At 62.6% G+C, this 21,750-nt stretch carries 26 protein-coding genes and 1 tRNA gene; 13 read left to right on the forward strand and 14 right to left on the reverse strand.

Annotation, left to right across the window (positions count from 1 at the left end):
• Window positions 1-477: 477 nt before the first annotated feature.
• The 5 genes from EOD29_RS26635 to EOD29_RS26655 form a co-directional block, all read right to left on the reverse strand.
• On the reverse strand, window positions 478-834 hold the full coding sequence (locus EOD29_RS26635) for a hypothetical protein (protein ID WP_127248424.1): 357 nt from the start codon (window positions 832-834) through the stop codon (window positions 478-480).
• A 47-nt stretch (window positions 835-881) separates the two neighbouring features.
• A complete protein-coding gene (locus tag EOD29_RS26640) occupies window positions 882-1,325 on the reverse strand; it encodes a hypothetical protein (RefSeq protein ID WP_127248425.1) in 444 nt (147 codons plus the stop codon).
• A gap of 77 nt (window positions 1,326-1,402) precedes the next feature.
• Complete coding sequence (locus EOD29_RS26645; RefSeq protein WP_164763850.1) at window positions 1,403-1,672, reverse strand: hypothetical protein; 270 nt, start codon at window positions 1,670-1,672, stop codon at window positions 1,403-1,405.
• A gap of 210 nt (window positions 1,673-1,882) precedes the next feature.
• A tRNA-Leu gene (locus EOD29_RS26650) sits at window positions 1,883-1,967 on the reverse strand.
• Between the two features lie 269 nt (window positions 1,968-2,236).
• Complete coding sequence (locus tag EOD29_RS26655; protein ID WP_095802227.1) at window positions 2,237-2,815, reverse strand: NUDIX domain-containing protein; 579 nt, start codon at window positions 2,813-2,815, stop codon at window positions 2,237-2,239.
• 153 nt (window positions 2,816-2,968) lie between these two features.
• Here EOD29_RS26655 and EOD29_RS26660 point away from each other — a divergent pair, with 153 nt between their 5' ends.
• From EOD29_RS26660 to EOD29_RS26670, 3 genes are all read left to right on the forward strand, one after another.
• A complete protein-coding gene (locus tag EOD29_RS26660; RefSeq protein WP_127248426.1) occupies window positions 2,969-4,072 on the forward strand; it encodes an NADH:flavin oxidoreductase/NADH oxidase in 1,104 nt (367 codons plus the stop codon).
• Between the two features lie 90 nt (window positions 4,073-4,162).
• Window positions 4,163-4,441, forward strand: coding sequence for a DUF982 domain-containing protein (locus EOD29_RS26665; protein ID WP_066998903.1), 279 nt, complete (start codon window positions 4,163-4,165; stop codon window positions 4,439-4,441).
• Window positions 4,442-4,473: 32 nt separating this feature from the next.
• Entirely contained in the window at window positions 4,474-4,713 is a 240-nt protein-coding gene (locus EOD29_RS26670) for a DUF2188 domain-containing protein (RefSeq protein WP_067328195.1), read from the forward strand.
• Window positions 4,714-4,783: 70 nt separating this feature from the next.
• Here EOD29_RS26670 and EOD29_RS26675 read toward each other — a convergent pair whose 3' ends face one another.
• Together EOD29_RS26675 and EOD29_RS26680 are read right to left on the reverse strand one after the other, a co-directional pair.
• Window positions 4,784-5,065, reverse strand: coding sequence for a hypothetical protein (locus tag EOD29_RS26675; RefSeq protein WP_095802225.1), 282 nt, complete (start codon window positions 5,063-5,065; stop codon window positions 4,784-4,786).
• Between the two features lie 193 nt (window positions 5,066-5,258).
• Window positions 5,259-6,227, reverse strand: a complete 969-nt coding sequence (locus EOD29_RS26680) for an alpha/beta fold hydrolase (RefSeq protein ID WP_127248427.1) — start codon at window positions 6,225-6,227, stop codon at window positions 5,259-5,261.
• 127 nt (window positions 6,228-6,354) lie between these two features.
• Between EOD29_RS26680 and EOD29_RS26685 the strand changes: the two genes are divergently transcribed.
• The 5 genes from EOD29_RS26685 to EOD29_RS26705 all read left to right on the forward strand — a co-directional run bounded on the left by EOD29_RS26685 (window position 6,355) and on the right by EOD29_RS26705 (window position 9,880).
• A complete protein-coding gene (locus EOD29_RS26685; protein WP_127248428.1) occupies window positions 6,355-7,095 on the forward strand; it encodes a competence/damage-inducible protein A in 741 nt (246 codons plus the stop codon).
• A 103-nt stretch (window positions 7,096-7,198) separates the two neighbouring features.
• A complete protein-coding gene (locus tag EOD29_RS26690; RefSeq protein ID WP_067328185.1) occupies window positions 7,199-8,032 on the forward strand; it encodes a universal stress protein in 834 nt (277 codons plus the stop codon).
• A gap of 211 nt (window positions 8,033-8,243) precedes the next feature.
• Window positions 8,244-8,744: a xanthine phosphoribosyltransferase gene (gpt, locus tag EOD29_RS26695; RefSeq protein ID WP_066998919.1), complete on the forward strand. Its 501-nt coding sequence runs from the start codon at window positions 8,244-8,246 to the stop codon at window positions 8,742-8,744.
• Window positions 8,745-8,964: 220 nt separating this feature from the next.
• Window positions 8,965-9,453: an NUDIX hydrolase gene (locus EOD29_RS26700; protein ID WP_127248429.1), complete on the forward strand. Its 489-nt coding sequence runs from the start codon at window positions 8,965-8,967 to the stop codon at window positions 9,451-9,453.
• 115 nt (window positions 9,454-9,568) lie between these two features.
• Window positions 9,569-9,880: a PilZ domain-containing protein gene (locus EOD29_RS26705; RefSeq protein WP_066998925.1), complete on the forward strand. Its 312-nt coding sequence runs from the start codon at window positions 9,569-9,571 to the stop codon at window positions 9,878-9,880.
• 51 nt (window positions 9,881-9,931) lie between these two features.
• On the opposite strand, the gene EOD29_RS26710 is transcribed toward EOD29_RS26705, so the two are convergent.
• The 3 genes from EOD29_RS26710 to EOD29_RS26720 all read right to left on the reverse strand — a co-directional run bounded on the left by EOD29_RS26710 (window position 9,932) and on the right by EOD29_RS26720 (window position 14,645).
• A complete protein-coding gene (locus EOD29_RS26710) occupies window positions 9,932-11,737 on the reverse strand; it encodes an ABC transporter ATP-binding protein (protein WP_127248430.1) in 1,806 nt (601 codons plus the stop codon).
• A gap of 404 nt (window positions 11,738-12,141) precedes the next feature.
• Window positions 12,142-13,821 carry an NAD+ synthase gene (locus EOD29_RS26715; protein ID WP_127248431.1) on the reverse strand — a complete coding sequence of 560 codons (1,680 nt, stop codon included), beginning with the start codon at window positions 13,819-13,821 and terminating at the stop codon, window positions 12,142-12,144.
• A gap of 104 nt (window positions 13,822-13,925) precedes the next feature.
• Window positions 13,926-14,645: a DNA-3-methyladenine glycosylase I gene (locus EOD29_RS26720; protein WP_127248432.1), complete on the reverse strand. Its 720-nt coding sequence runs from the start codon at window positions 14,643-14,645 to the stop codon at window positions 13,926-13,928.
• Between the two features lie 197 nt (window positions 14,646-14,842).
• Here EOD29_RS26720 and EOD29_RS26725 point away from each other — a divergent pair, with 197 nt between their 5' ends.
• A complete protein-coding gene (locus tag EOD29_RS26725) occupies window positions 14,843-15,403 on the forward strand; it encodes a DUF1003 domain-containing protein (RefSeq protein ID WP_066998934.1) in 561 nt (186 codons plus the stop codon).
• Window positions 15,403-16,011, forward strand: a complete 609-nt coding sequence (locus EOD29_RS26730) for a DedA family protein (protein WP_067328172.1) — start codon at window positions 15,403-15,405, stop codon at window positions 16,009-16,011. Before EOD29_RS26725 ends, EOD29_RS26730 begins: the two co-directional genes overlap by 1 nt.
• Before the next feature lie 23 nt (window positions 16,012-16,034).
• Here EOD29_RS26730 and EOD29_RS26735 read toward each other — a convergent pair whose 3' ends face one another.
• Both EOD29_RS26735 and EOD29_RS26740 read right to left on the reverse strand, forming a co-directional pair.
• Window positions 16,035-16,394: a diacylglycerol kinase gene (locus EOD29_RS26735; protein ID WP_067328170.1), complete on the reverse strand. Its 360-nt coding sequence runs from the start codon at window positions 16,392-16,394 to the stop codon at window positions 16,035-16,037.
• Between the two features lie 77 nt (window positions 16,395-16,471).
• The gene (locus tag EOD29_RS26740; protein ID WP_067328168.1) at window positions 16,472-16,891 is read right to left on the reverse strand and encodes a GFA family protein; all 420 of its coding nucleotides are present in this window, start codon (window positions 16,889-16,891) and stop codon (window positions 16,472-16,474) included.
• Window positions 16,892-17,214: 323 nt separating this feature from the next.
• Between EOD29_RS26740 and EOD29_RS26745 the strand changes: the two genes are divergently transcribed.
• From EOD29_RS26745 to EOD29_RS26755, 3 genes are all read left to right on the forward strand, one after another.
• Window positions 17,215-18,285, forward strand: coding sequence for a diguanylate cyclase (locus EOD29_RS26745; RefSeq protein ID WP_067328165.1), 1,071 nt, complete (start codon window positions 17,215-17,217; stop codon window positions 18,283-18,285).
• Between the two features lie 72 nt (window positions 18,286-18,357).
• Window positions 18,358-18,735, forward strand: a complete 378-nt coding sequence (locus EOD29_RS26750) for an antitoxin Xre/MbcA/ParS toxin-binding domain-containing protein (protein WP_066998964.1) — start codon at window positions 18,358-18,360, stop codon at window positions 18,733-18,735.
• The gene (locus tag EOD29_RS26755; protein ID WP_066998946.1) at window positions 18,695-19,462 is read left to right on the forward strand and encodes an RES family NAD+ phosphorylase; all 768 of its coding nucleotides are present in this window, start codon (window positions 18,695-18,697) and stop codon (window positions 19,460-19,462) included. Before EOD29_RS26750 ends, EOD29_RS26755 begins: the two co-directional genes overlap by 41 nt.
• Here the strand turns inward: EOD29_RS26755 and EOD29_RS26760 are convergent, their stop codons facing one another.
• Both EOD29_RS26760 and EOD29_RS26765 read right to left on the reverse strand, forming a co-directional pair.
• Complete coding sequence (locus EOD29_RS26760) at window positions 19,463-20,167, reverse strand: hypothetical protein (RefSeq protein ID WP_095825335.1); 705 nt, start codon at window positions 20,165-20,167, stop codon at window positions 19,463-19,465. It abuts the gene before it with no gap.
• A gap of 189 nt (window positions 20,168-20,356) precedes the next feature.
• Complete coding sequence (locus EOD29_RS26765; protein ID WP_127248433.1) at window positions 20,357-21,730, reverse strand: 3-deoxy-7-phosphoheptulonate synthase class II; 1,374 nt, start codon at window positions 21,728-21,730, stop codon at window positions 20,357-20,359.
• Window positions 21,731-21,750 lie beyond the last annotated feature (20 nt).

Here is a 21,750-nt window from a genome sequence, read left to right on the forward strand (position 1 = left end):
ATGAAGCGGATAGCTGCTCCCCTTGGCAAGCCAGCTTGCGTGCGCCTCCTTTGCCTTTCACGGCCAATCCCGGTCCAGTTGCGATGAGAACCCATGCGGAAGAGCAATATTCGGTGGCAATACGGTGCCATCCCGCCCACAAGACTGGACTCGTGTCGGCCCAAGTGCTTGAAATCGCGGCGCGCGGACGTGGCGGAATTGGTAGACCCAAGGGACATAAAATATCCCTTGCGTCTACAGCAATGTTTACAATGGTTTACCTCGCCCCCGCACGCTCCTGAGTTGCGACGGTTTTCAACCTCTGATTTTGTCGTGCCAACTTATTGAAATCTCGACGCTATGTTTCCTCCATTGGAGCGATCTTCCCACTCCCGATACTGATGCCCATGAAAAGAGAAAATGTGGGAAATCTTGTGGGAACGCGCTTAGCGTGAGCAATGGGGTCGGGAGCGGACCTGGCACCTGTGGGACGTCGGGCTAGCTGTCAAGAACCGATGACACCCAGACTTTTTCGAACCGTTCGTTGAGTTTTCCAAAGTCCTGCTTGGTAACATGCAATCCGTCCAACCATACTGTTTTCAAAGACGGGATTTCGTATAGCGCTGCCGGAGTTCCCGCAGCGGTAAAGGTTGTTTGGCCTTCGTGACCGCCAATGGACAAGTATTCGAGGTTCGGGAGCTGTAACAGAATCTTAAGATCGTCCTCAACGATACCCGTTGACCATATGTCGAGCCCACGGAGCTGCGACATCGTGCAGATCGCCTGCAGGCCAACTGCCGTGATGTCTGTGGCGCCAAGCTCCAAAGCCGTGATTGCCTTCGAATGCGAGACCATCCGCGCAAAATCGTCGGAGAACCTTGACTCCTCAAAGTCCAGTTCGGTCAGCGACGGATTGCCGAGGAGCGCTGCAAGCGATTCTTCCGTAATGCGCGCCCCATGCGCGGTGAGTTTTCTGACAGTTGGAAGCTGTGCAATTCGACCAGATCACTACTACTTACGCCCCACTGGCAGCTAAACTCCTCAAGAGCTTCGGCCGTTCTAAACCCGTCCAAGCGACCGGCCCGAGAAATACCCAGCAAATGAAGTGCCCTGAGGTTAGGAAGTTGCACGATAGAATTGACCGCCGCGCGCGTGATGTTGCACCAAATCTGGATGCGATATACAGACCGGATCACTTTCAATTTACCGGCATCAGCTTTCGCAAAAAGCTTGTTCCATCGAATGTAGACCTCATCGTAGTGAGGATTGGCCACAAGCTGAGCCGTGTGATCGTCTGTCAGGGACTCGACACTTCCTGTCTCAAGCGTGTCTAAGCTGAACTTCATCAGGATACGCCTCAGTGAAGGTGCTGCCAACGTCCGCAAGGGGTCGGGATCGGACGCTAATTTATGAATTCACGACCTTAGTCAGTACTGATGCTCTCGGCCGCTTCATTTTCGATGGCCACGCGCTGAACCACCTCGGGGGACACATGCATGATGGTAATTTCGAAAGCCCGATAAGCCTCATCTGGCGTAATGTCGCGTTCGATTTCCACCTTCGTCATGCCGTCCTTCAGTTGATCGTTGCGCAGTTTGGTCAGGATTGTTCCAAGCCCATGGTGATGGCCGAAACTCGGCGCGATGTATTCGCCTGAGGGCGTCCAGCCGCCGAAGTGCATCGCAATATGCACATCCTGGAGTTCCTCCGGATCAGACGCGCTAATCCTGACCAGCTCTTGATGAGATCCTCAATTGCAGCTTTGGTCATGTATGCGGTTACGCCCATGACATCCAATCGCAGCGCCAAGCTGTGCGGTCCGGCCGACATCTTTTTCGCTGTTTTTGCCTAGCCATGCTTAAATTGCCTCCGTGCCGTGATGCGTTCGATCCTATGGGAAGCATGGTGCGGGCGGCGGGACTTGAACCCGCATGGCCGAGGCCTCCGGATTTTAAGTCCGGTGTGTATACCAATTTCACCACGCCCGCAGTGCCCGCACATGTACGCGTGGTGTGGGATTTTGCAAAGAGCAAGGGAGCAGGCTCGCACACTTGATGTGTGGGAAATATCGTGGGGATTTCCCACACATGTGGGAGAAACCGGGCTTCACCATCAGCTCGAAGTCCCGGTTTTCCAGAATGTTGAGCGGGAAGCACCGCAGAAAAAAGGGACTTAAAATCCCTCGATCTCTGATCGTACGGGTTCGATTCCCGTCGTCCGCACCACCCTTCGCTCCTCGCTCCGGGTGGCAGGCCACTCAACCCTTGATCGGATTGAGCTTCAGGTGCTGGATCAAAATGATGGTCTTGGCGTCGACGATACGGCCGTCGGCGATGCCGGCCAGCGCCTCGTCGAGCGGCATTTCCAGCACCTCGATGTCTTCGCCCTCTTCCGGAGCTCCGCCGCCGTCGGAAATACGGTCGGCCGGCGAATAGCGCGCGGTAAAGAACCAGAGCCGTTCCGTCACGCTCCCGGGGCTCATATAGGGCGCGAACAGCCGCTCAACGTTCTTCAAATGATAGCCGAGCTCCTCTTCCGCTTCCTTGCGGATGCAGGTTTCCGGATCGTTTTCGTCGAGCAGACCGGCACAGGCCTCGATCAGCGGCTCGCGATGACCGGTGACATAGGCCGGATAGCGGAACTGCCGCACCAGCAGCACCGTCGAGCGCTGCGGATCGAAAGGCAGGATCACCGCGCCGTCGCCGCGATCGTAGGTTTGGCGGATCTGCGTCTCCCAGCGCCCATCACGGCGGCGATAGTCGAGCACCGTCTTCTTGAGCACCGCCCAATCGTCGGACAGGACTTCTTCAGACTGGATGCGGACGCGATCTTCCATGATTGGCTCCGTGCTGTCGGCAAGCGTTATCGGCGAACAGGCGCGGGCGCAATCCTGGAAAGCGACTGGTCCAGCGAGACTTTCACCAGCTGTTGTCTGGCGCGAAGTGCCGCGGCTGCCTAGATAGCGATATCTCTCCCAGGAGCCGTTTCCATGACATCATCGCTTTTCCAGCCGATCACCCTCGGCGGCCTGACCTTTCCAAACCGTATTGCGGTAGCGCCGATGTGCCAGTATTCGGCCGAGGACGGTTCCGCCAGCGACTGGCATCTGCACCACTGGATGAACCTGGCCATGTCCGGCGCCGGCATGGTGACCGTCGAGATGACCGACGTCGAGCGGCGCGGCCGCATCTCGCATGGCTGCCTTGGCCTCTACTCCGACGACAACGAGGCGGCGGCCAAGCGCACGCTCGATGCGGCCAGGCGCGTCGCTGCGCCCGGCACCAAATTCGGCGTCCAGCTCGCCCATGCCGGCCGCAAGGCATCCAACAGAAGGCCTTGGGAAGGCGGCGGCCCCCTGCAAGCGGGCGAGGATCCCTGGCAGACCGTTTCGGCTTCGGCCATCGCCTATGACACAGGGTGGAATATACCGCACGCATTGGGCGAGGAAGAGATCCGGCAAGTCATCCAACATTTCGCCGATGCGGCCAAGCGGGCCGAGCGCGCCGGCTTCGACTTCATCGAGCTGCACGCCGCTCACGGCTATCTGATCTTCCAGTTCCTGTCGCCACTTTCCAACCAGCGCACCGACCGCTGGGGTGGCTCGCTGGAAAACCGCATGCGCTTCGCCGTGGAGATCGCCAGGGCGGTGAAGAAGGCAGCGCCGGGCCTGATGCTGGGGGCCCGCCTTTCGGTGAAGGAATGGGTCGACGGCGGCTTCGAGATCGAGGAGGCAATCCAAGTGGCCAAGGCGCTGAAGGCGGAAGGCGTCGCCTATCTGTGCTGTTCCAGCGGCGGCAATTCGCCGTTGCAGAAGCTGCCCAGCGGCCCCGGCTACCAGGTGCATCTGGCCGAAGCTGTGCGCAAGGGCGCCGGCATTCCGACGCGCGCCGTCGGCCTGATCGACGATCCAGAGCAGGCCGAGGCGATCGTGGCCGACGGCCGCGCCGACATGGTGGCTCTGGCGCGCGCCTTCCTTGCCGATCCGCGCTGGGGCTGGCGCGCGGCGGCGACGTTCGGCGAGGAAATCCGTCCGGCGCCGCAGCTGGCACGCTCGGTCACGACGATGCAGCACTGGATGAAGGCCGCGGGCTGAACGGCTTGCACAGGTGACGATTGGCTGAGACCTTTGGGCGCAGCCTTCCGCCACCATTGCAACCAAATTGGCCGTTTTACGTTGGCGGCCATGACAGACAGCAAGCCATTTGAGAAGCCGGTGGTGGTCGAACTCGGCCATGTCGGCAAATATCGCCAAATAAGCAGCACCCGCGAAGCGGCCGAGTGCCTGATGACCGTATGGCCGCTCAATCGCGGCCAGCGGCATCGTGATGCTCTCGATACTTGCCTGAAAGCGCTGGAGGGGTATCGTTCGACGGCGGACGCGCGCCGCGCGCTGATCGAGGCAGCCGAGGAATCTGAAGTGCTGGTTCCCGAAGAAAGGCTGTCCGACGGAAAGCTGCATTGAGCAGGCAAAGGGCTTCTCGACCGGAGGATTCCATGGCGAAACTGACCTACAAGATCGTCGAGCATGACGGCGGCTGGGCCTACATGGTCGGCTCGACTTTTTCAGAAACATTTCCCACCCGCCAGGACGCGCTGCGCGCGGCTGAAATTGCTTCGGCCGAGCAGCAGGTCGCCGGCACCACGGATGGCATCCAGTATGAGGATTCCGAGGGTGTCTGGCATGACGAACTGGCCGATGGCCGCGACCGGCCGCAGACCGAAGTCTCAGATTAATTTCCGTCGCTCGACCTTGCTGCGACCGACGCTGTAAAAGCTTCACGTCGGTCGCTCGCTGGCGAACGGACTACTTGCCGCAATACTGGTCGTTGACGTTCGGGCCGGCATTCGCGTCGGGGCCGGCCGTATCCGAGGCGCATGGGCCGACGGCACCGTTGCCGAAGCTGTTTAGCGCGCTGGCGTCGCGATCGGAGTAAATGCTGCCCGTGGTGTAGGGATCAACCGGCACTTGCTTGCTATGGACCGGGCGATCACGATGCCACCACCACCAAGCGTCCGACGATTGTGCCATAGCCGAGGTGCCCATGGCCAGGACAAGCGCCGAGGCTGCAAAAATCTTCGTAAGCATGATTGGTCTCCATCTGGTGATTTGCCGCATTCTTGCTGGCCGGAAATTCGCCAGCCCGACACGGATTAGAACCGAGGGTTGGAGCCGAAGTTCCCGTTTAAAGTGTAGGTGAGGCAGAATGTCCGACACTTTTGTGTGACGGTTCGTGAACGGACGCGATCCCCTCTCGGCCTTTGACCCGAACGGGATCAATTCACGCTGGGAATGCGCGCGCGGCGATGCGCTCGATGAAGGCTACGACGCGTTCCGGTTCCACGAATTGCGGCATGTGCCCGAGCCCTTGGACGCGTTCGAAATCGAGCTCCCTGATCCTGCCCGGCATCGGTTCGCCATGAGCCGCGATGCCGATCACCCGGTCATCCGCGCCGAACAGAATGCCGGCCGGCATCAGGATCTCGCCATAGCGCTGTTCGAGGCGGCCGAGATCCTCTTCCACCGCCACGATATCGGTGGAGGTCGCCTGGAAATGGGCGGGCCGCAACCCGAGCCAACCACCTCCGGCGATCATGTAGTCCCCCGGCACGGCTTGCGGCGCAAAGATGAACTTCATCGTCGGCTCCGCATATTTCAGGCTGTACGGTATCGCTAAAGTATGGGCCAAGATCCAGCGCTTCAGGCGCGAGGGAACATAGAGCAGGTCGAATTTCTGGCGCACCCTCGCCTCCAGATGCGTCAGCGGCGCGATGAGCGCGATGCCGGAAATCGACGTCGGATGCTCGATCGCAAGTGCAAGCGCGATGGCGCCGCCCAGCGAATGACCGACGATCAAAGGCCGTTCGAGCCCAAGCTCCTCGATTAAGCGCCGCACCACTTCCGCCTGTTCGGGCAGACGGCCGCTCGCCCCGCCCGCCCGCACCGAGTATCCCGAGCCCGGCCGGTCGAGAGCGATCAGCCGGTAGCCGGCGCCGAAGCGGCCGAACAGCGTGTGCCGGAAATGGTGGAGTTGCGCGCCGAGCCCGTGCAGGAACACGATCGGCCTGCCCTCGCCTGCTTCGACATAGTGGATGCGGCTGCCGCCGATCTCGATGAACTTGCCGCACGCCGGTACCAGCCTCTCGGCCTTGGTCGCAATCCACCATGTTGCGAGCATGAAGCCGAGCACGACCGCGGCGGCCGCAACGAGCAGGCCACCGATCAGCCACGGCAAAATCGATATCAGCATCTTGCATCCGAGCCCTACCGACGCACCTTACTCGCAACCGTGTCTGCCACAAGAGCCCCGCCTCGCGTGCGCATTGCGGCCGGCTATCCGCCGCGTTATTTCAGGCCACCTGCAGCCGGAGTGAGCCATGCCCGAAATCGTCACAGCCGCCATGCTCGTCATCGGCGACGAGATCCTCTCCGGCAGGACCAAGGACAAGAATATCGGCCATCTCGCCGATATCATGACCGCGATCGGCATCGACCTGAAGGAAGTGCGCATCGTTCCCGACGAGGAGGACGAGATTGTCGCCGCCGCCAACGCGCTGCGCGCCCGCTACACTTATGTCTTCACCACCGGCGGCATCGGCCCCACGCATGACGACATCACCGCCGATTCGATAGCCAAGGCCTTCAGCGTGTCTTGCGAATACGATGCCAGGGCTTACGCCATGTTGGAGGCAAGCTATGCCGAGCGCGGTATCGAATTCACCGAGGCGCGCAAGCGCATGGCGCGCATGCCGCGCGGCGCCGACCACATCGATAATCCGGTGTCGATCGCGCCAGGCTTCCGTATCGGCAACGTTCACGTGATGGCCGGTGTGCCGTCGATCTTCCAGGCGATGCTCGACAATGTCGTGCCGACGCTGAAGACCGGCACCAGGATGCTGTCGGCCACCGTGCACTGCCCCTTCGGCGAAGGCCTGATCGGCGGACCGCTCGCCGACATCCAGAAGGCGCATCCCGACACCATTATCGGCTCCTACCCGAAATATGGCGACGGCAAATTCTGGACCGAGCTCGTGGTACGTGCCCGCGACGAAGCGGCTCTCGAGGCCGCGCGCCAGGACGTTGCGGCCATGGTGGCGGGCCTGTCGGCTGCGAGCTGACCCCGGAACCAGAAGGCGCGCGCCGACGTTTCTGGCACGGCACTTTCGTTGCGGCTATTGATGCCGGTGGCGATCTTGCGCCGATAAATTTGAGGGATCTGCCATGCGCTTCAAGACGATCGTCGCCATTCTGCAGAACGAACAGGACGCCGAGCGCGTGCTCGATTGCGCCATCCCGCTTGCCGAGCGGTTCGAAAGCCACCTCGTCGGCATCCACGCCGAAGCGCTTCCGGTCCCCTATACGTCGGCAACCGGTTTCCCCGACACCGAATTCCTGCAGGTCTCGGCCGAGATGAACAAGGAGCGCGCCGAGAAGCTGCAGGCGGTCTTTCTCAGGCGCGTTGAGGATTCCGACCTGTCCTTCGAGTGGCGGAGCCTCGAAAGCTTCTCCGGCGACAGCGCGCTGACCGGCATTTCGAGCGTGCGGGCGGCTGACCTGATTATCGCCGCGCAGCGCGACACCGGGGGCGATCCGGGCGCCGATGTCGATACGCTGGTCTACGATGCCGGCCGGCCGGTGCTTGTCGTTCCGCATGCCGGGCCGCTCGTCACCACCTTCAGGCGTGTACTGCTGGCCTGGAACGGCAGTAAGGAGGCGGCTCGTGCAGCATTCGATGCCTTGCCCTTCATCAGCGAGGCGGACAAGACCGACATTCTCGTCATCGATCCGCCGGAAACGCTCGACGAGGCTCCCGAGGCGGCGGGCGCCGAGATCGCGGCTGCCTTGTCACGCCACGGCGCCAATGTCAGCGTTTCCGTGCAGAAATCGGGGGCAAGCTCGGTCGACGACATCATCCAGGAGAGGATCGCCGAATCCGGCGCCGATCTGCTGGTGCTCGGCGCCTACAGCCACTCCTGGCTGCGACAGCTCCTGTTCGGCGGCGTCACCCGCACCGTGCTGCGCACGGCAAACGTGGCAGCCTTCCTGTCGAGATAAGCCTGTCTCCGCGAAGTGGGAATCGGGTTCGGGGGACAAGGACATGTATCAAACAGGGAACTTGCACCGCGTCGCCTGAACAGCGCGACGCGGCATAAGTACACAGCCATCCCTGGCTGCCACCTTGCCAAGGCTGGCGCTTTCCGGCTAATTCCGGCTGCATTCCATCGTATCTGCGCGCTGCGGCGCGCGCTTGCGGAGTGCACGAACCATGTCCCTTCCCGAAAAAGCCTTTCCGGTCTCCTGGGACCAGTTCCACCGCGATGCCCGCGCGCTCGCCTGGCGGCTTTCCGGCACCAACAAAGGCCAGTGGAAGGCGATCGTCTGCATCACCCGAGGAGGCCTGGTGCCCGCCGCGATCATTTCGCGCGAGCTTGGCATCCGCGTCATCGAAACGGTCTGCGTCGCCTCCTATCACGACTACACGAGCCAAGGTCAGTTGCAGGTGCTGAAGGAGATCTCGCCTTCGCTTCTTGCCGATGACGGCGCCGGTGTGCTCATCATCGACGACCTCACCGATACCGGCAAGACGGCCGGCATCGTGCGCGCCATGATGCCGAAGGCGCATTTCGCCACCGTCTATGCCAAGCCGAAGGGAAGGCCTCTGGTCGATACATTCGTCACCGAGGTCAGCCAGGACACCTGGATCTACTTCCCGTGGGACATGGGCTTCACCTATCAGAAGCCGATTGCCGACGATCACGCCGGCTGATCGTTGGAAGCTGCTGTTTCCGTCCAGCGCCCGCCCAAATCACTGTTTGCTGCATAGAGAAGGCTCTCGGGGAGAAGGCTCTCGGCGGCGATGATTTCGCAATGGCCTGCCCTGTCCGGGTTAACCAACCCGAGTGAAGTTTTTTACTTTTATCGTCCACAATACGTCGTAAGATTCGTTTGATGGCAAATGATTCTAGAGGCTCGGGGCAGCTTCTACGATGTTGATGAGGCCAACGACGCACAACCAGATGGCCGAAAGAGTCCGACGACTCTTCGGCTCAGTGCCTTGCCGCCTGCAGGTTGCAGCCCTGCCTTGGCGTGAGAACGAAAACGGCGTCGAGATCATGCTGATCACCAGCCGCGATACCGGGCGCTGGGTGCTGCCGAAAGGCTGGCCGAAAGCCAGGGAGCCGCTTTGCGTAGCTGCCGCCCGCGAAGCGGGCGAGGAAGCGGGGTTGCACGGCACGGTCTCGCATCTCGAAGCCGGCCGCTATTTCTACGGCAAGGTCCTGGCATCCGGCGAGGAAGTGCCTTGCGAGGTCCTGGTGTTCCCGCTCAAGGTCGACCGCGTCGCGGACCGCTGGAAGGAAAAGCGGGCCCGCACCCGCAGATGGGTCGGCTCCGCCGAGGCCGCCGGCATGGTCAACGAGCCCGATCTTTGCCAGATCATCGCCTATTTCTGCGCCGATCCGCATAGATTCGCCTGAGTCATCGCTCACATAACGCATATGTGACCCGACGAGCATGCCGCACGTTGCGGTGCGCGAACATCGGTGCTTTGTGTGGTTAATGCAGTGCCGATTCGGCTAATGGCGTCGATCGATGACGAACTCCGCGCAACCACTTGAAGAAAACTCCGGCGAACACCGGCGCGAGCACCGCCAGCGCGTGCTCAAGGGCGGGACGATCATCACCGGTATCCAGAATTCCGAGGTCAGTTGCACGTTGCGCAATCAGAATGCCGGTGGCGCCGAGCTGAAAGTCGCACCGGAATCACGCGTTCCCGATCGTTTCCTGCTCTACGTCCCGCTCGATGGCGTGGCTTATCGCGCGGAAGTCCGCTGGCGCCGCAACGACCGCGTGGGCGTCAAGTTCACCGGTACCGAGGCCAAGCCCAAGTTGCACTACGGCTGACGGTCGGTCCGCAAGGCGGGAAGGCACCCGGCCGAAGCCGGATGCCTTTCCTCAGGCGACCAGGCCTTTGGTGAGTTCGAGCGCCTGGCGCTCGAACAGCCGACGGTAGATACCACCGTTCAGCCGGATAAGCTCGTCATGCGAGCCTTCCTCGATGATGCGGCCGCGGTCGAAAACCAGCAGCCGGTCGAGTGCCCGCACGGTCGAAAGCCGGTGTGCGATGACCAATGTCGTGCGCCCGACCATCAGCCGCTCCATCGCCTTCTGGATGAGCACCTCCGATTCGGAATCCAGGCTCGATGTCGCCTCGTCCAGGATCAGGATGCGCGCATCGGCCAGGAAGGCGCGCGCGATCGCCACGCGCTGGCGCTCGCCGCCCGACAGTTTCACGCCGCGCTCGCCGACCAGGGTTCCGTAACCCTTGGGCAGATCGGCAATGAAGTCGTGCGCGCTGGCGAGCTTCGCGGCATGCTCGATCTCGGCCTGCGTTGCGCCCGGCCTGGCATAGGCGATGTTCTCGGCCAGCGACCGGTGAAACAGGATCGGCTCCTGCTGCACGATGGCGATCTGGCTGCGCAACGATGATTGCGCAACCTTCGAGATGTCCTGGCCGTCGATCAGGATCCGGCCCCCGTTCACGTCATAGAGACGCTGGATCAGCTTGACGAAAGTTGTCTTGCCCGATCCCGAATGCCCGACCAGCCCGACGCGTTCACCCGCGGCGATCTCGACCGAGAAGTCGCGATAGAGCGGCAGCCGGTGATTGCCGTAATGGAACGTCACCTTGTCGAACGCAATGCTGCCGTCGGTGATCCGGATCGGAGCGGCACCGGGCCGGTCCTCGATGCCGAGCGGTTCGGACTGGAAGTCGACCAATTCCTCCATGTCGTTGATCGAGCGCTGCAGGTTGCGGATATGCGTGCCGATATCGCGCAGATAGCCCTGCAGGACAAAGAACGACGTCAAAACAAAAGCGATGTCGCCGGCACTCGCCTCGCCCCAGGCCCAAAGCATGAGCGCAAGGCCGATCACGGCCGCCCTCATCAAGAGCAGCATCGTGCCTTGCGCGGTGCCGTTGAACGTGCCGCGCACCCAGGTACGGCCCGTGCGCAGACGCCATTTGGCGACCACGCGGGCAAGCCGCGCTTCCTCGCGCGCCTCGGCGCCAAAACCCTTGACCACGGCATTGCAGCTCACTGCGTCGGCCAGCGCGCCGCCGAGGCGTGTATCCCAGCTGTTGGCGAGGCGTGCCGCCGGCGCGACGTAGCCAAGCGACAGCATGGCTGTGACAGCGATGAACAGCACCGAGCCGATCGCGATCACCAACCCCATCATCGGCCAGAACCAGCCGAGCAGCAGCGTCGAACCGACCAGCATGACGAACGACGGCAGCAGCGCGATCAGGATCGTGTCGTTGAGCAGGTCGAGCGCCCACATGCCACGCGTTATCTTGCGCACCGTCGAGCCGGCGAAGCTGTTGGCGTGCCAGTCCGTCGAGAAGCGCTGGACGCGATGGAACGCGTCGGCGGCGATATCCGACATCATCTTCAACGTCAGTTCGACGATCCCCATGAAGGCGGCGTTGCGCAGCACCACGGCCGCCAATGCCAGCGCCATTAGGATGGCGAACGCCGCCATTGCGGCGTGCCACGCAACCTCGTCGGCGCCGGCGCTGCTGGCGACCGCGTCGACCAGCCGGCCGGAATAGAGCGGCGTCAGCACGTCGGCCAGCGTCGAGAGCAGGAATGCGCCCATGATGAGCGACAGGCGCCACGGCTGGCGGCGCCAGTGGCCAAGCGTGAAGCCGAGCACGCTGCGAAAGGCGCTGGCGCGCAGATCTATTCTGAAACGAGCCATGATGTCATCCGGGCGCAGAGAGGCCCGGTCCCGCTAAAATCAAATTGGAAAACCCGCGCCGGCGCCCTATGGCGTCCTTAAAACGGGGAGGTTCAGTATGGCTGGTCGCGCGCCCTCGGTGGCGACCGGCAGAGCCAGATGCCTGCGGATGGCCTTCCGAACGGAGTTCGGACGGCCGGGGCAGATCTAGGCTTCGCGGCCTCGCATAACGATGTCAAATCCTGCCATACGGTCCTCCCGAAAGGGAATCGCGGAAGCGCTCTTATAGAGGCGGCTCACCATCTCGCCAAGGCAGGGCGGCGTCAGGAGGGCGTCTTGTCCGGCCACTGAGACGATTTTGCAACAATGGTGGGTTGCGCTGCCAACAGCGCCGGTTCAGGCGAACAGCTTTGCGTTTCAGCGGACTAGCTGCGATCCCGGAACCGATTGGTGATCGGGTAGCGGCGGTCGCGGCCAAAATTCTTCTTCGTGATCTTCACGCCTGGGGCCGCCTGCCGGCGCTTGTACTCAGCAATGTAGAGCAGATGCTCGACGCGCGTCACCGTCGCCCGGTCGTGGCCGCGCGCGACGATGTCGTCGACGCCCATCTCGTGCTCGACCAGGCATTCGAGAATGTCGTCCAGCACCGGGTAAGGCGGCAGCGAATCCTGGTCGGTCTGGTTTTCGCGCAGCTCCGCCGACGGCGCCTTATCGATGATGTTCTTCGGAATGACCTCGCCCGATGGGCCGAGCGCCGCCGGCGGCACATGCGCGTTGCGCCAGCGCGCCAGCGCATAGACCTGCATCTTGTAGAGGTCCTTGATCGGGTTGAAGCCGCCATTCATGTCGCCATAGAGGGTGGCGTAGCCGACCGACATCTCACTCTTGTTGCCGGTGGTGACGACCATCGAACCGAACTTGTTCGAGATCGCCATCAGGATCGTGCCGCGCGCACGGCTCTGCAGGTTTTCCTCGGTGATACCTTCCTGAGTGCCCTCGAAGAGCTGGGTCAGCGCATGCCGGAAACCTTCGACCGGCTCGGAGATCGGCACGATGTCGTAACGGCAGCCGAGCGCGCGGGCGCAATCCTCGGCGTCCTTCAGCGAGTCCTTCGAGGTATAGCGATAGGGCATCATGACGGTGCGCAGCCGCTCCTCGCCAAGCGCGTCGACCGCCAGTGCAGCGCAGATCGCGGAGTCGATGCCGCCGGAGAGGCCGAGCACCACGTTCTTGAAGCCGTTCTTGTTCACGTAGTCGCGCAGGCCCAGCATGCAGGCCCGGTAGTCGGCCTCCTCCCGCTCCGGAATCTTCGACATTGGGCCTTCGGAACAGACCCAGATGCCATCCCTTCGCTTCCAGGTGGTGACGTCGACCGCTTCCTCGAACTGGCTCATCTGGAAGGCAAGCGTCTTGTCCGCGCCGATGGCGAAGGAGGCGCCGTCGAAGATGAGTTCGTCCTGGCCACCAAGCTGATTGGCGTAGATCATCGGCAATCCGCATTCGATGACCTGACGGATCACCACCTGGTGGCGGACGTCGATCTTGGCGCGGTAGTAGGGCGAGCCGTTCGGCACAAGCAGGATCTCGGCGCCGCTCTCGGCCAGCGTCTCGCAGACGGCGATGTCGCCCCAGATGTCCTCGCAGATCGGGACACCGATGCGCACCCCGCGGAAATTCACCGGCCCTTGCAGCTCCGGCCCGGCCTGGAAAACGCGCTTCTCGTCGAACTCGCCATAGTTCGGCAGGTCGAGCTTGTAGCGCTCGGCGATGATCTTGCCGCGATCGGCGAAGACGATGGAGTTATGCGTGCCGGTCCGGCGCTTCAGCGGCGTGCCGATGATGACGCCAGGACCGCCATCGGCGGTGTCGGCGGCGAAATCCTGCGCCGCCTTTTCGCAAGCCTGCAGGAAGGCCGGCTTCAGCACCAGGTCTTCCGGCGGATAGCCGGCGAGGAAGAGCTCCGTGTAGAGCACCAGATCGGCGCCCTGGCGGGTCGCATCCGCCCTTGCCTCGCGCGCCTTGGCGAGATTGCCGGCGACATCGCCGACGGTCGGGTTGAGCTGGGCGACGGCAATGCGCAGTAGGTCGGGAGCGGTCTGGGTCATGAATTGGATTTAGCGTGGCGGCAATCGCGGGGCAATGGCGATTGCTTGTGCCACCCAGGACTGGCCGGCGAATGCCGGTCATGTCCCGCCTCAGCCGGAGGCGATCAGGCCTGCTCGCCCATGTATTCGCGCAGCGTCTCCGGCGAATGGTTCTCGCCGATCGACATCGCCAGAATGCGCGAGATGTGCCGGCGCGGCAGCCCGGTCGCGGCGGACCATCGGTTGATCTGCGCCTGGATCTTGTCGAGATCCCGCTTCGAAGTCGGGCTTTCGGCGATGTCGAGACCGGCGTCGCGCAGCGCCGCCGCCATGTCGGCGGAAACAATGAAGGTGTCCCACTCCAGCCAGCGCAGAAAATACTGGCCGGTGTTGCCGCCGAGCCGGCTGCCATGCTTGCCGAGATAGGCGGTCAGCCCGACCTGGTCGTCGGCCGGCCAGTCGGCCAGGAACTTGCCGAAGCCGCCATGTTCCTTCGAGACGCGGTCGACGAAAGCCGCGTTGTCGCGCACGGATTTGATCTTTTGCGGGTTGCGCACGATGCGCTTGTCGGACGCCAGCTCGTGCCAGAAGTCGTCCGGCTGGAACAGGAGCCGCTTCGGCTGGAAGCCAAGGAACGCCTCCTCGAAACCAGGCCATTTCTGCTCGATCACACGCCAGACGAAACCGGCGGCAAAGATGCGCTCGGCCATCGTGGAGAGGATGCGGTCATCATGAACTTTCGCCACGGCAGCGTTGTCGGGCATAGGTCCGAGCAGCGACGCCAGCGCCTCTTCACCGCCCTTGCGTTTTGCCGCCCGGGCACGAATTCGCTGGAAATCGGCCATTTCCGCCCTCGCCTGTGCCGACCAATCTATCACTTCCCGTCAGGCTCGGTAGCCTCTACCTCTATACGCAATTCCAGGAAAAGTGCGAAGCGGTTTTCCGTCCGGAATTGAGTGAGCTAAGTAAGCAATCTCAGGAAAAAGTGCGCAGCGGTTTCCATCCGGATTCTTGGAACCCGGGCCTGACGACGGAGAGGACGATGAACAAGACGGTCGAGGATCTGTCGAACCGCTGGCTGAAGCGAAAGCCGGACGGTCTCTCTCCTCTCGAGAGCCGCGTGCTGAAGTCGACGCTGGAACGCACCACCATCACCAGGGACACCAACAAGGCAGTCGCCTTTCATCAGAGCTATGGCGATCGCGTTGCCGACACGATCGCCCGTATCGGCGGCTCATGGTCCTTCATTCTGGGCTTCATCGCCTTTCTGGTGCTGTGGACCTTTGGCAATGTCTGGCTCTTGTCGCGGAACGCCTTCGATCCCTATCCCTTCATCTTCCTCAACCTCGTGCTCTCGATGGTCGCCGCCTTGCAAGCACCGGTGATCATGATGTCGCAGAACCGCCAGACCGAGCGTGACCGCATCGACGCCGCCCATGACTATGAGGTCAACCTGAAGGCCGAGATCGAGATCATGGCGCTGCATGAGAAGCTCGACGAACTGCGCCACAGTGAGCTCATTGGCATGCGCGACGAGATCCTGCGCATGGCCGAGCAGATCAGGCGGATCGACGAGAAGCTGTCGGCGCGGTCGGCGGGCTGATGACCGAGGCCATCCATCGTCTCATCGAGCAATACGGGCTGATCGCGGTCTTCCTTGGCTGCGTCGCCGAGGGCGAAAGCGCTGCCATCCTCGGCGGCTTCTTCGCCCATCAGCACATATTCGTGCTCTGGCAGGCTTTCCTGGCCGCGTTTCTCGGCGCCTTCGCCGGCGACACGGCTTTCTTCACCCTCGGCCGCAGCTTTGCCGATCATCCCTATGTCGTCAGGCTGCGCAGGCGGCCGGGTTTCCGCCGCGCCTACCGGCTGCTCAACACCCATCCCAACATCTTCGTGCTGACGAACCGCTACATCTACGGAATGCGGCTTGTCGGCGGCATCGCCGCCGGGCTGTCGACCGTGTCGGTGCCGCGCTTCGTCATTCTGAACGCCATCTCGTCGGCAGTCTGGGCAGCCCTCTTCGGCACGGTCGGCTATGTCTTCGGGCTGGGGGCGGAGCGCATGGTCGGCCAGGCATTTGCCCGCCATGAGCGCGTGCTCGTAGCCCTCGCCGTCGGCATCGCTGTGGCCGTCCTGGCCGGACTGGTTGCCCGCCATTTTGCCGGAAGGGAGCGCGCAAAGGACGCAAAAGAGGATCAGGCCGAATCCTAAGCTGTCGGACCGATGCCTCCCGGTCAGATCGGCGCGCCGATGATGCGCTCGATGATGGCAATGCCCCAGACGCCCCCCGCGATCACGATCGAAATCAGCACCGCCAGCGAGCCGCAGTCCTTGGCGAGCTGGATGTCGATGTGGAACTCGCGGGAGATCGCGTCGCACGCAGCCTCGATGCCTGTGTTGAGCACCTCGACCAGAATCATCAGCAGAACCGCGCCGATCAGCAAGGCGTAGCCGCGCCAGGATACCGAGATGAACCAGCCGGCCGGCAGAGCGAGCGCAAGCAGCATCAACTCCTGCTGGAACGCCTTTTCGTGAGCAGCCAGCTTGCGGAAAGCCCGCACCGAGTTGATGAAAGCGTCGATCAGCCGCTGCATGCCCAGCCCCGTTTCGAATCACCGTGAGGGGATATCGCAACAGCCGGGTCAAGGGAATAAGGCAGGCGGCCCAAAAGTCACTCGTCCGCGACCTTTATCGACGGCGTCGACTTGTCGAACTGCGGCAGGCCGTCGTCGATTGCATAATAGTCGCCCTTGTCGCCGACGAAGATGTGGCTTTCGGCCGAAAGCCCGGTCGGCTTGTCGAACGAGCCGGCCATGATGGAGATCGTGTCGAGCTCGTTGTGCTTCCAGAACAGCACCGAGCCGCAGCTGCGGCAAAAACCGCGTTTCGCTATGTCGGACGCGCCGTACCAAGCAAGCGCGTCGGCCCCCTCGATGTCGATGTCGGCGTCCCTCGAAGAAGTCGCTGCAACGAAATGGCCTGTTTGCTTGCGGCACTGCGAGCAGTGGCAATAGACCACCCCGCGCAACGCTCCTCTCGTCGTGAAGCGCACCGCTCCGCACAGGCACGATCCCGTGTGATTTTCGCCCATCCCCGGCCTCCTTCAACGCCATACGCCTCGATCGCGCCACACAAGATTCCAGTTTTGCGCTCTTCCGGCGCAGGCAAATGCGACACCGAAGCGGCGCGTTTCAAAAGCTGCGCCTGCACTGCAGTGCAACCTGAAGCAGCAAAAACGGTCTGGAAACGCCCGCCATTAAGGAAACTTTAGCGCAGCTGCATTTATGGTTCCTGCAGGCGATGGTCGTGTTGGGGACGCGGCCTAGCATCGCAATTCTGATTCGATCCCCGCATTGGCGGCTCCCGGCGGTGGCAGGTCTCCGGTCGCGCACTGAAGGGGGTAGTGAACAGACTATGCAGCCGGCAGCCGTCCCGAGCGACAGAAATGGCGACATCGCCAGCACCGTTGTGGCGACCATGCGCCAGCTCGGCCTGCTCGGCCTGCCGCGCAACTACGAAATCTTCTATGAAGCGCTGAGCGGCAGCAATCACGAGCTCAGCCTCGCTGTCGTCTCGTTGAGCAACCGCCCGACGCAAGAGGATCTCGATCGCATCGGACGCACCTTCTTCCCGCAGCACCACGGGCCTGCGATCGTCGAACACGCCCGCGAGGTGGTCGCCAAGGAGCTTGAGGACGTCGCCGCGCTGCTGCGCAGCGAGCGCAGCCATATCGAAAAGTACGGCCGCATCCTCGACGAGACGTCGAGCGGCCTGAGCAATCGCAGCCTGCTTTCCCAGGATCTGCTGCAAAAGATCGCCGGCGCGATGTCTGCCGCCACCAGCTCGACGCTGGATCACAACCGCCAGATCGCGAGCACGCTCAGCGAAAAGACGGCCGAGCTCGAGAGCGTCAAATCGAAGTTGGAGGAATACAAGCGGCTCGCCAATACCGATCCGCTGACGCAGATCTGGAATCGCCGCGCCTTCGACAAGGAAATCACGCGCATCTACAACAGCAACCGCGGTATCCTCTTCAACGCGCTCATCCTTGCCGACATCGATCGCTTCAAGGATATCAACGACCGTTACGGCCATCCGGTCGGCGACAGGATCATCCAGATCATCGCCGACATCTTCCAGTCCAGCATCCGCGCCGACATGTTCGTGGCGCGCACCGGCGGCGAGGAGTTCGCGCTGATCGTCGAAGGCGCCAGCGAGGACACCACCTATGAAATCGCCGAGCGCATCCGCGTGCTGATCGAACAGACGCCGTTCACAAGCAGCCAGACCGGGATGAACTATGGCACGGTGACTGTCTCGATGGGCATTTGCATGGCTTCCGAGGCCGACACCCCCGAAGACCTCTACACCAAGGCCGACCGCGCGCTCTACCGCTCCAAGATCGGCGGCCGCAACCGCGTCACCAGGCATTCCACAATGGCCGGCCGTGCCGGCAAGGGCTGGCTGCTCTACAAGAAGGACTGAGGGCACATTGGATACCCTTTCCAAATGAATTTCTGTGGACTATATTTTCCACGGAAATGAAAGGGTGCGCTCATGCCACGTCCAGTCGCTGCCGCGACGGCGGCAGAAAATGCCGTCATCACCAAGGCCACGCTGCGCGCGGCCGACCTGCTCGAGATCACGGCGCGAACGCTTGCTCTGGTCATCGGCGTCTCTGAGGCGACGGTCTCGCGCATGCGCAAGCAGGAGTTCCTGCTCGAGCGCGGCACCAAGCCGTTCGAGCTTGCGGTGCTGTTCGTGCGGCTGTTCCGCTCGCTCGACGCCATCGTCGGCGGCGACGAGACGGTCGCCCGGGCATGGCTGAAGAACCCGAACACGGCGCTCGACGGCACGCCGCTCGAAAAAATCCTGACCATTGCCGGACTTGTCGATGTCATTGCCTACCTGGATTCCCGACGCGCTCTCGTCTGAGGCCGTCAGGCTCGAAGGCAAATATTGGCGGATGGTCGAGGCGCAGCATCGCGTCTCGACCCTGAAGCTGGTCGACAGGCTCGACGAGCAGGGCCTGCTCGAAGACCTCATCGAGGAAAGCAAGCCGCGGATCCCGCTGGAATGCCGCCACCTTCACTATCTTCTGGCGACGCCATTCCGCTACGGCTCGATTTATCCGTACGGCTCGCGCTTCCGCCGCGCCGGCAAGACCAAGGGCGTCTATTACGCCGCCGAGACGGTGCTGACGGCAGTGGCGGAAATGGCCTTCTACCGCTTGCTGTTCTTTGCGGAATCGCCGCAAACGCAATGGCCGAACGACGCGGCCGAATATACCGCCTTTGCCGCGGCCATCAGATGCGAGAAGGCCGTCGACCTCACGCGGCCGCCGCTCGACCGCGACGAGAAGGCGTGGACGGATCCGACTGACTATGCCGCCTGCCAGGCCATCGCCGACGTGGCGCGCGAGGCGGGGATGCAGGCCATCCGCTACCGCTCGGCGCGCGATCCGAAGGGCGCCAACATCGCGCTCTTGACGTGCAGCGGTTTTGCCAAGGCCAAGCCGCTGGAGCCTCATACCTGGCGCATCCGCATCGGCTCGTTCGGGGTCCAGGCAATCTGCGAATTTCCAGACAGGCGGCTGGAATTCTCAAGGACGAGCTTTGTCGATCCGAGGCTGGCGAATATGCGCTGGGAGCGCGGGCGCTAGTTAAGCCAGAATGTTGACCGCACGCGCGGCGACCAGCGCGATCGTCAGCAGCGAGATCATTGCCTCGGCCATCATCAGGAGCTTGGCGCGCTGAGTGAGCGGCAATGTGTCGGTCGGCGAGAACGCCGTCGCATTGGTGAAGGCCAGGAACACGTAATCGACAAAGCCGGGCAGCCAGTCGCGGATCTCGCGATCGGCCAGCGTCATCTGCGGGAACAGGAAATCGGCATGCGCGCGCTTGACCAGGCCGCAGGTCGGCGGGCCGCCGCGGTCGGTGCTCCAGAACCACAGCGCGAAGACGATGACGTTGGTGACCCAGATGTTGAGCGCGTCGACAAGCAGCGTCGTGCCGGCGCCGGCATGGCCTGCCAGCAGCTTCTGGACCAGAAAGACCAGCGAGCCGCAATTCATGATGCTGATGACGCCGGTCATGACCAAGGCGGTACGGCGGATGAAGACGCGAAACCGGCCGATCGCATACCAATGCTCGTGATCGACGGCCTTCTGAGTCGCCATTTGCGTCCAGGCCGTTGCGATCGACAAAGGCACGAGCAGCGCCGCCTCGATCGCGGGCGCGAGCCAGCGCGGACCGAAGGACAGGTCGTTGATGACCAGAAGCTGCAGGCAGATGACGACAAGCACCGCCGCCCGCGCCGACCAGAAGTCGATCGCGCGGTGATGAACGATGGCATGCTCGTGGCGCATGGGGGGACCTGTGTCGTGTGCGCGGTTTTCGACCGCGGGCGACACCTCCACCTCAATCTTGGTCTTGCGATGGTCGCGTAACTATAAATTTTCGTAAGGTTTCGGCGGCCGGCGCCTCGCAGGATCGGCCCAAACGAAAAGGGCGTCGGACTTTGTCCGACGCCCCGGGTTCGATCGCTGGCAAGCGGCTTAGGCGTTGGCGGCTTGCTTGTGCTGGATCGTATGGCTTTTCTTGAGCAGATCCGAGACCAGGAAGGCCAGTTCGATCGCCTGGTCGGCATTGAGGCGCGGATCGCAATGGGTGTGATAGCGGTCCTGCAGGTCTTCCGCCGTGATGGCCCGGGCGCCGCCGGTGCACTCGGTGACGTTCTTGCCGGTCATCTCGACATGGATGCCGCCCGGATGCGTGCCTTCGGCGCGGTGCACCTCGAAGAAGGTCTGCACTTCCTTCAGGATACGGTCGAACGGCCGCGTCTTGTAGCCGGCCGCCTCGATCGTGTTGCCATGCATCGGGTCGGAAGACCACACCACGTTGCGGCCCTCCTTCTTCACCGCCCGCACCAGCTTCGGCAGATGCTCGGCGACCTTGTCGGAGCCGAACCGCGCGATGAGCGTCAGCCGTCCGGGCTCATTCTCGGGGTTGAGCAGGTCGATAAGCTCCAGCAGGCCGTCCGGCGTCAGCGACGGACCGCATTTCAGGCCGAGCGGATTCTCGATGCCGCGGCAATATTCGACATGCGCATGGTCGGGCTGGCGGGTGCGGTCGCCGATCCAGATCATATGGCCCGAAGTCGCGTACCAATCGCCGGAAGTCGAATCGACGCGGGTCAGCGCCTCCTCGTAGCCGAGCAGCAGCGCCTCGTGGCTGGTGTAGAAATCGGTCTCGCGCAGCGCGAAATTGGTTTCCGACGTGATGCCCACCGCGCGCATGAAATCCATCGTCTCGGTGATGCGGTTGGCGAGCGATTCGTATTTCTCGCCCTGCGGGCTGTCGGCAACGAAGCCCAGCATCCAGCGATGCACGTTCTCCAGGCTGGCATAGCCGCCTTGCGCGAAGGCGCGCAGGAGATTGAGGGTCGCCGCCGACTGGCGATACGCCATCTCCTGCCTTGCGGGATCCGGGATGCGCGACGCGGCGTCGAACTCGATGCCGTTGATGATGTCGCCGCGATAGCTCGGCAGCGTCACGCCGGCCTTGGTCTCGCTGTCGGAGGAGCGCGGCTTGGCGAACTGGCCGGCGACGCGGCCGACCTTCACCACCGGCTGCGCGCCGGCGAAGGTGAGCACCACCGACATCTGCAGGAAGACGCGAAAGAAGTCGCGGATGTTGTCGGCGCCATGCTCGGCAAAGCTCTCGGCGCAGTCGCCGCCCTGGAGCAGGAAGGCCTCGCCGGCGGCGACCGCCGCCAGTTGCTTCTTCAGCTTGCGCGCTTCACCGGCAAACACCAGCGGCGGATAGGTGGTGAGCCGGGCTTCCGTGGCCTCCAGCGCCGCAAGGTCCGGATAGACCGGAACCTGCTTGATCGGCTTTGCTCTCCACGAATTCGGCGACCATTTTGTCATCGCTGCACCCAAAACTCTTC

The sequence above is a fragment of the Mesorhizobium sp. M1A.T.Ca.IN.004.03.1.1 genome, from assembly GCF_003997555.1.
In the GTDB taxonomy this organism is placed as follows: domain Bacteria; phylum Pseudomonadota; class Alphaproteobacteria; order Rhizobiales; family Rhizobiaceae; genus Mesorhizobium.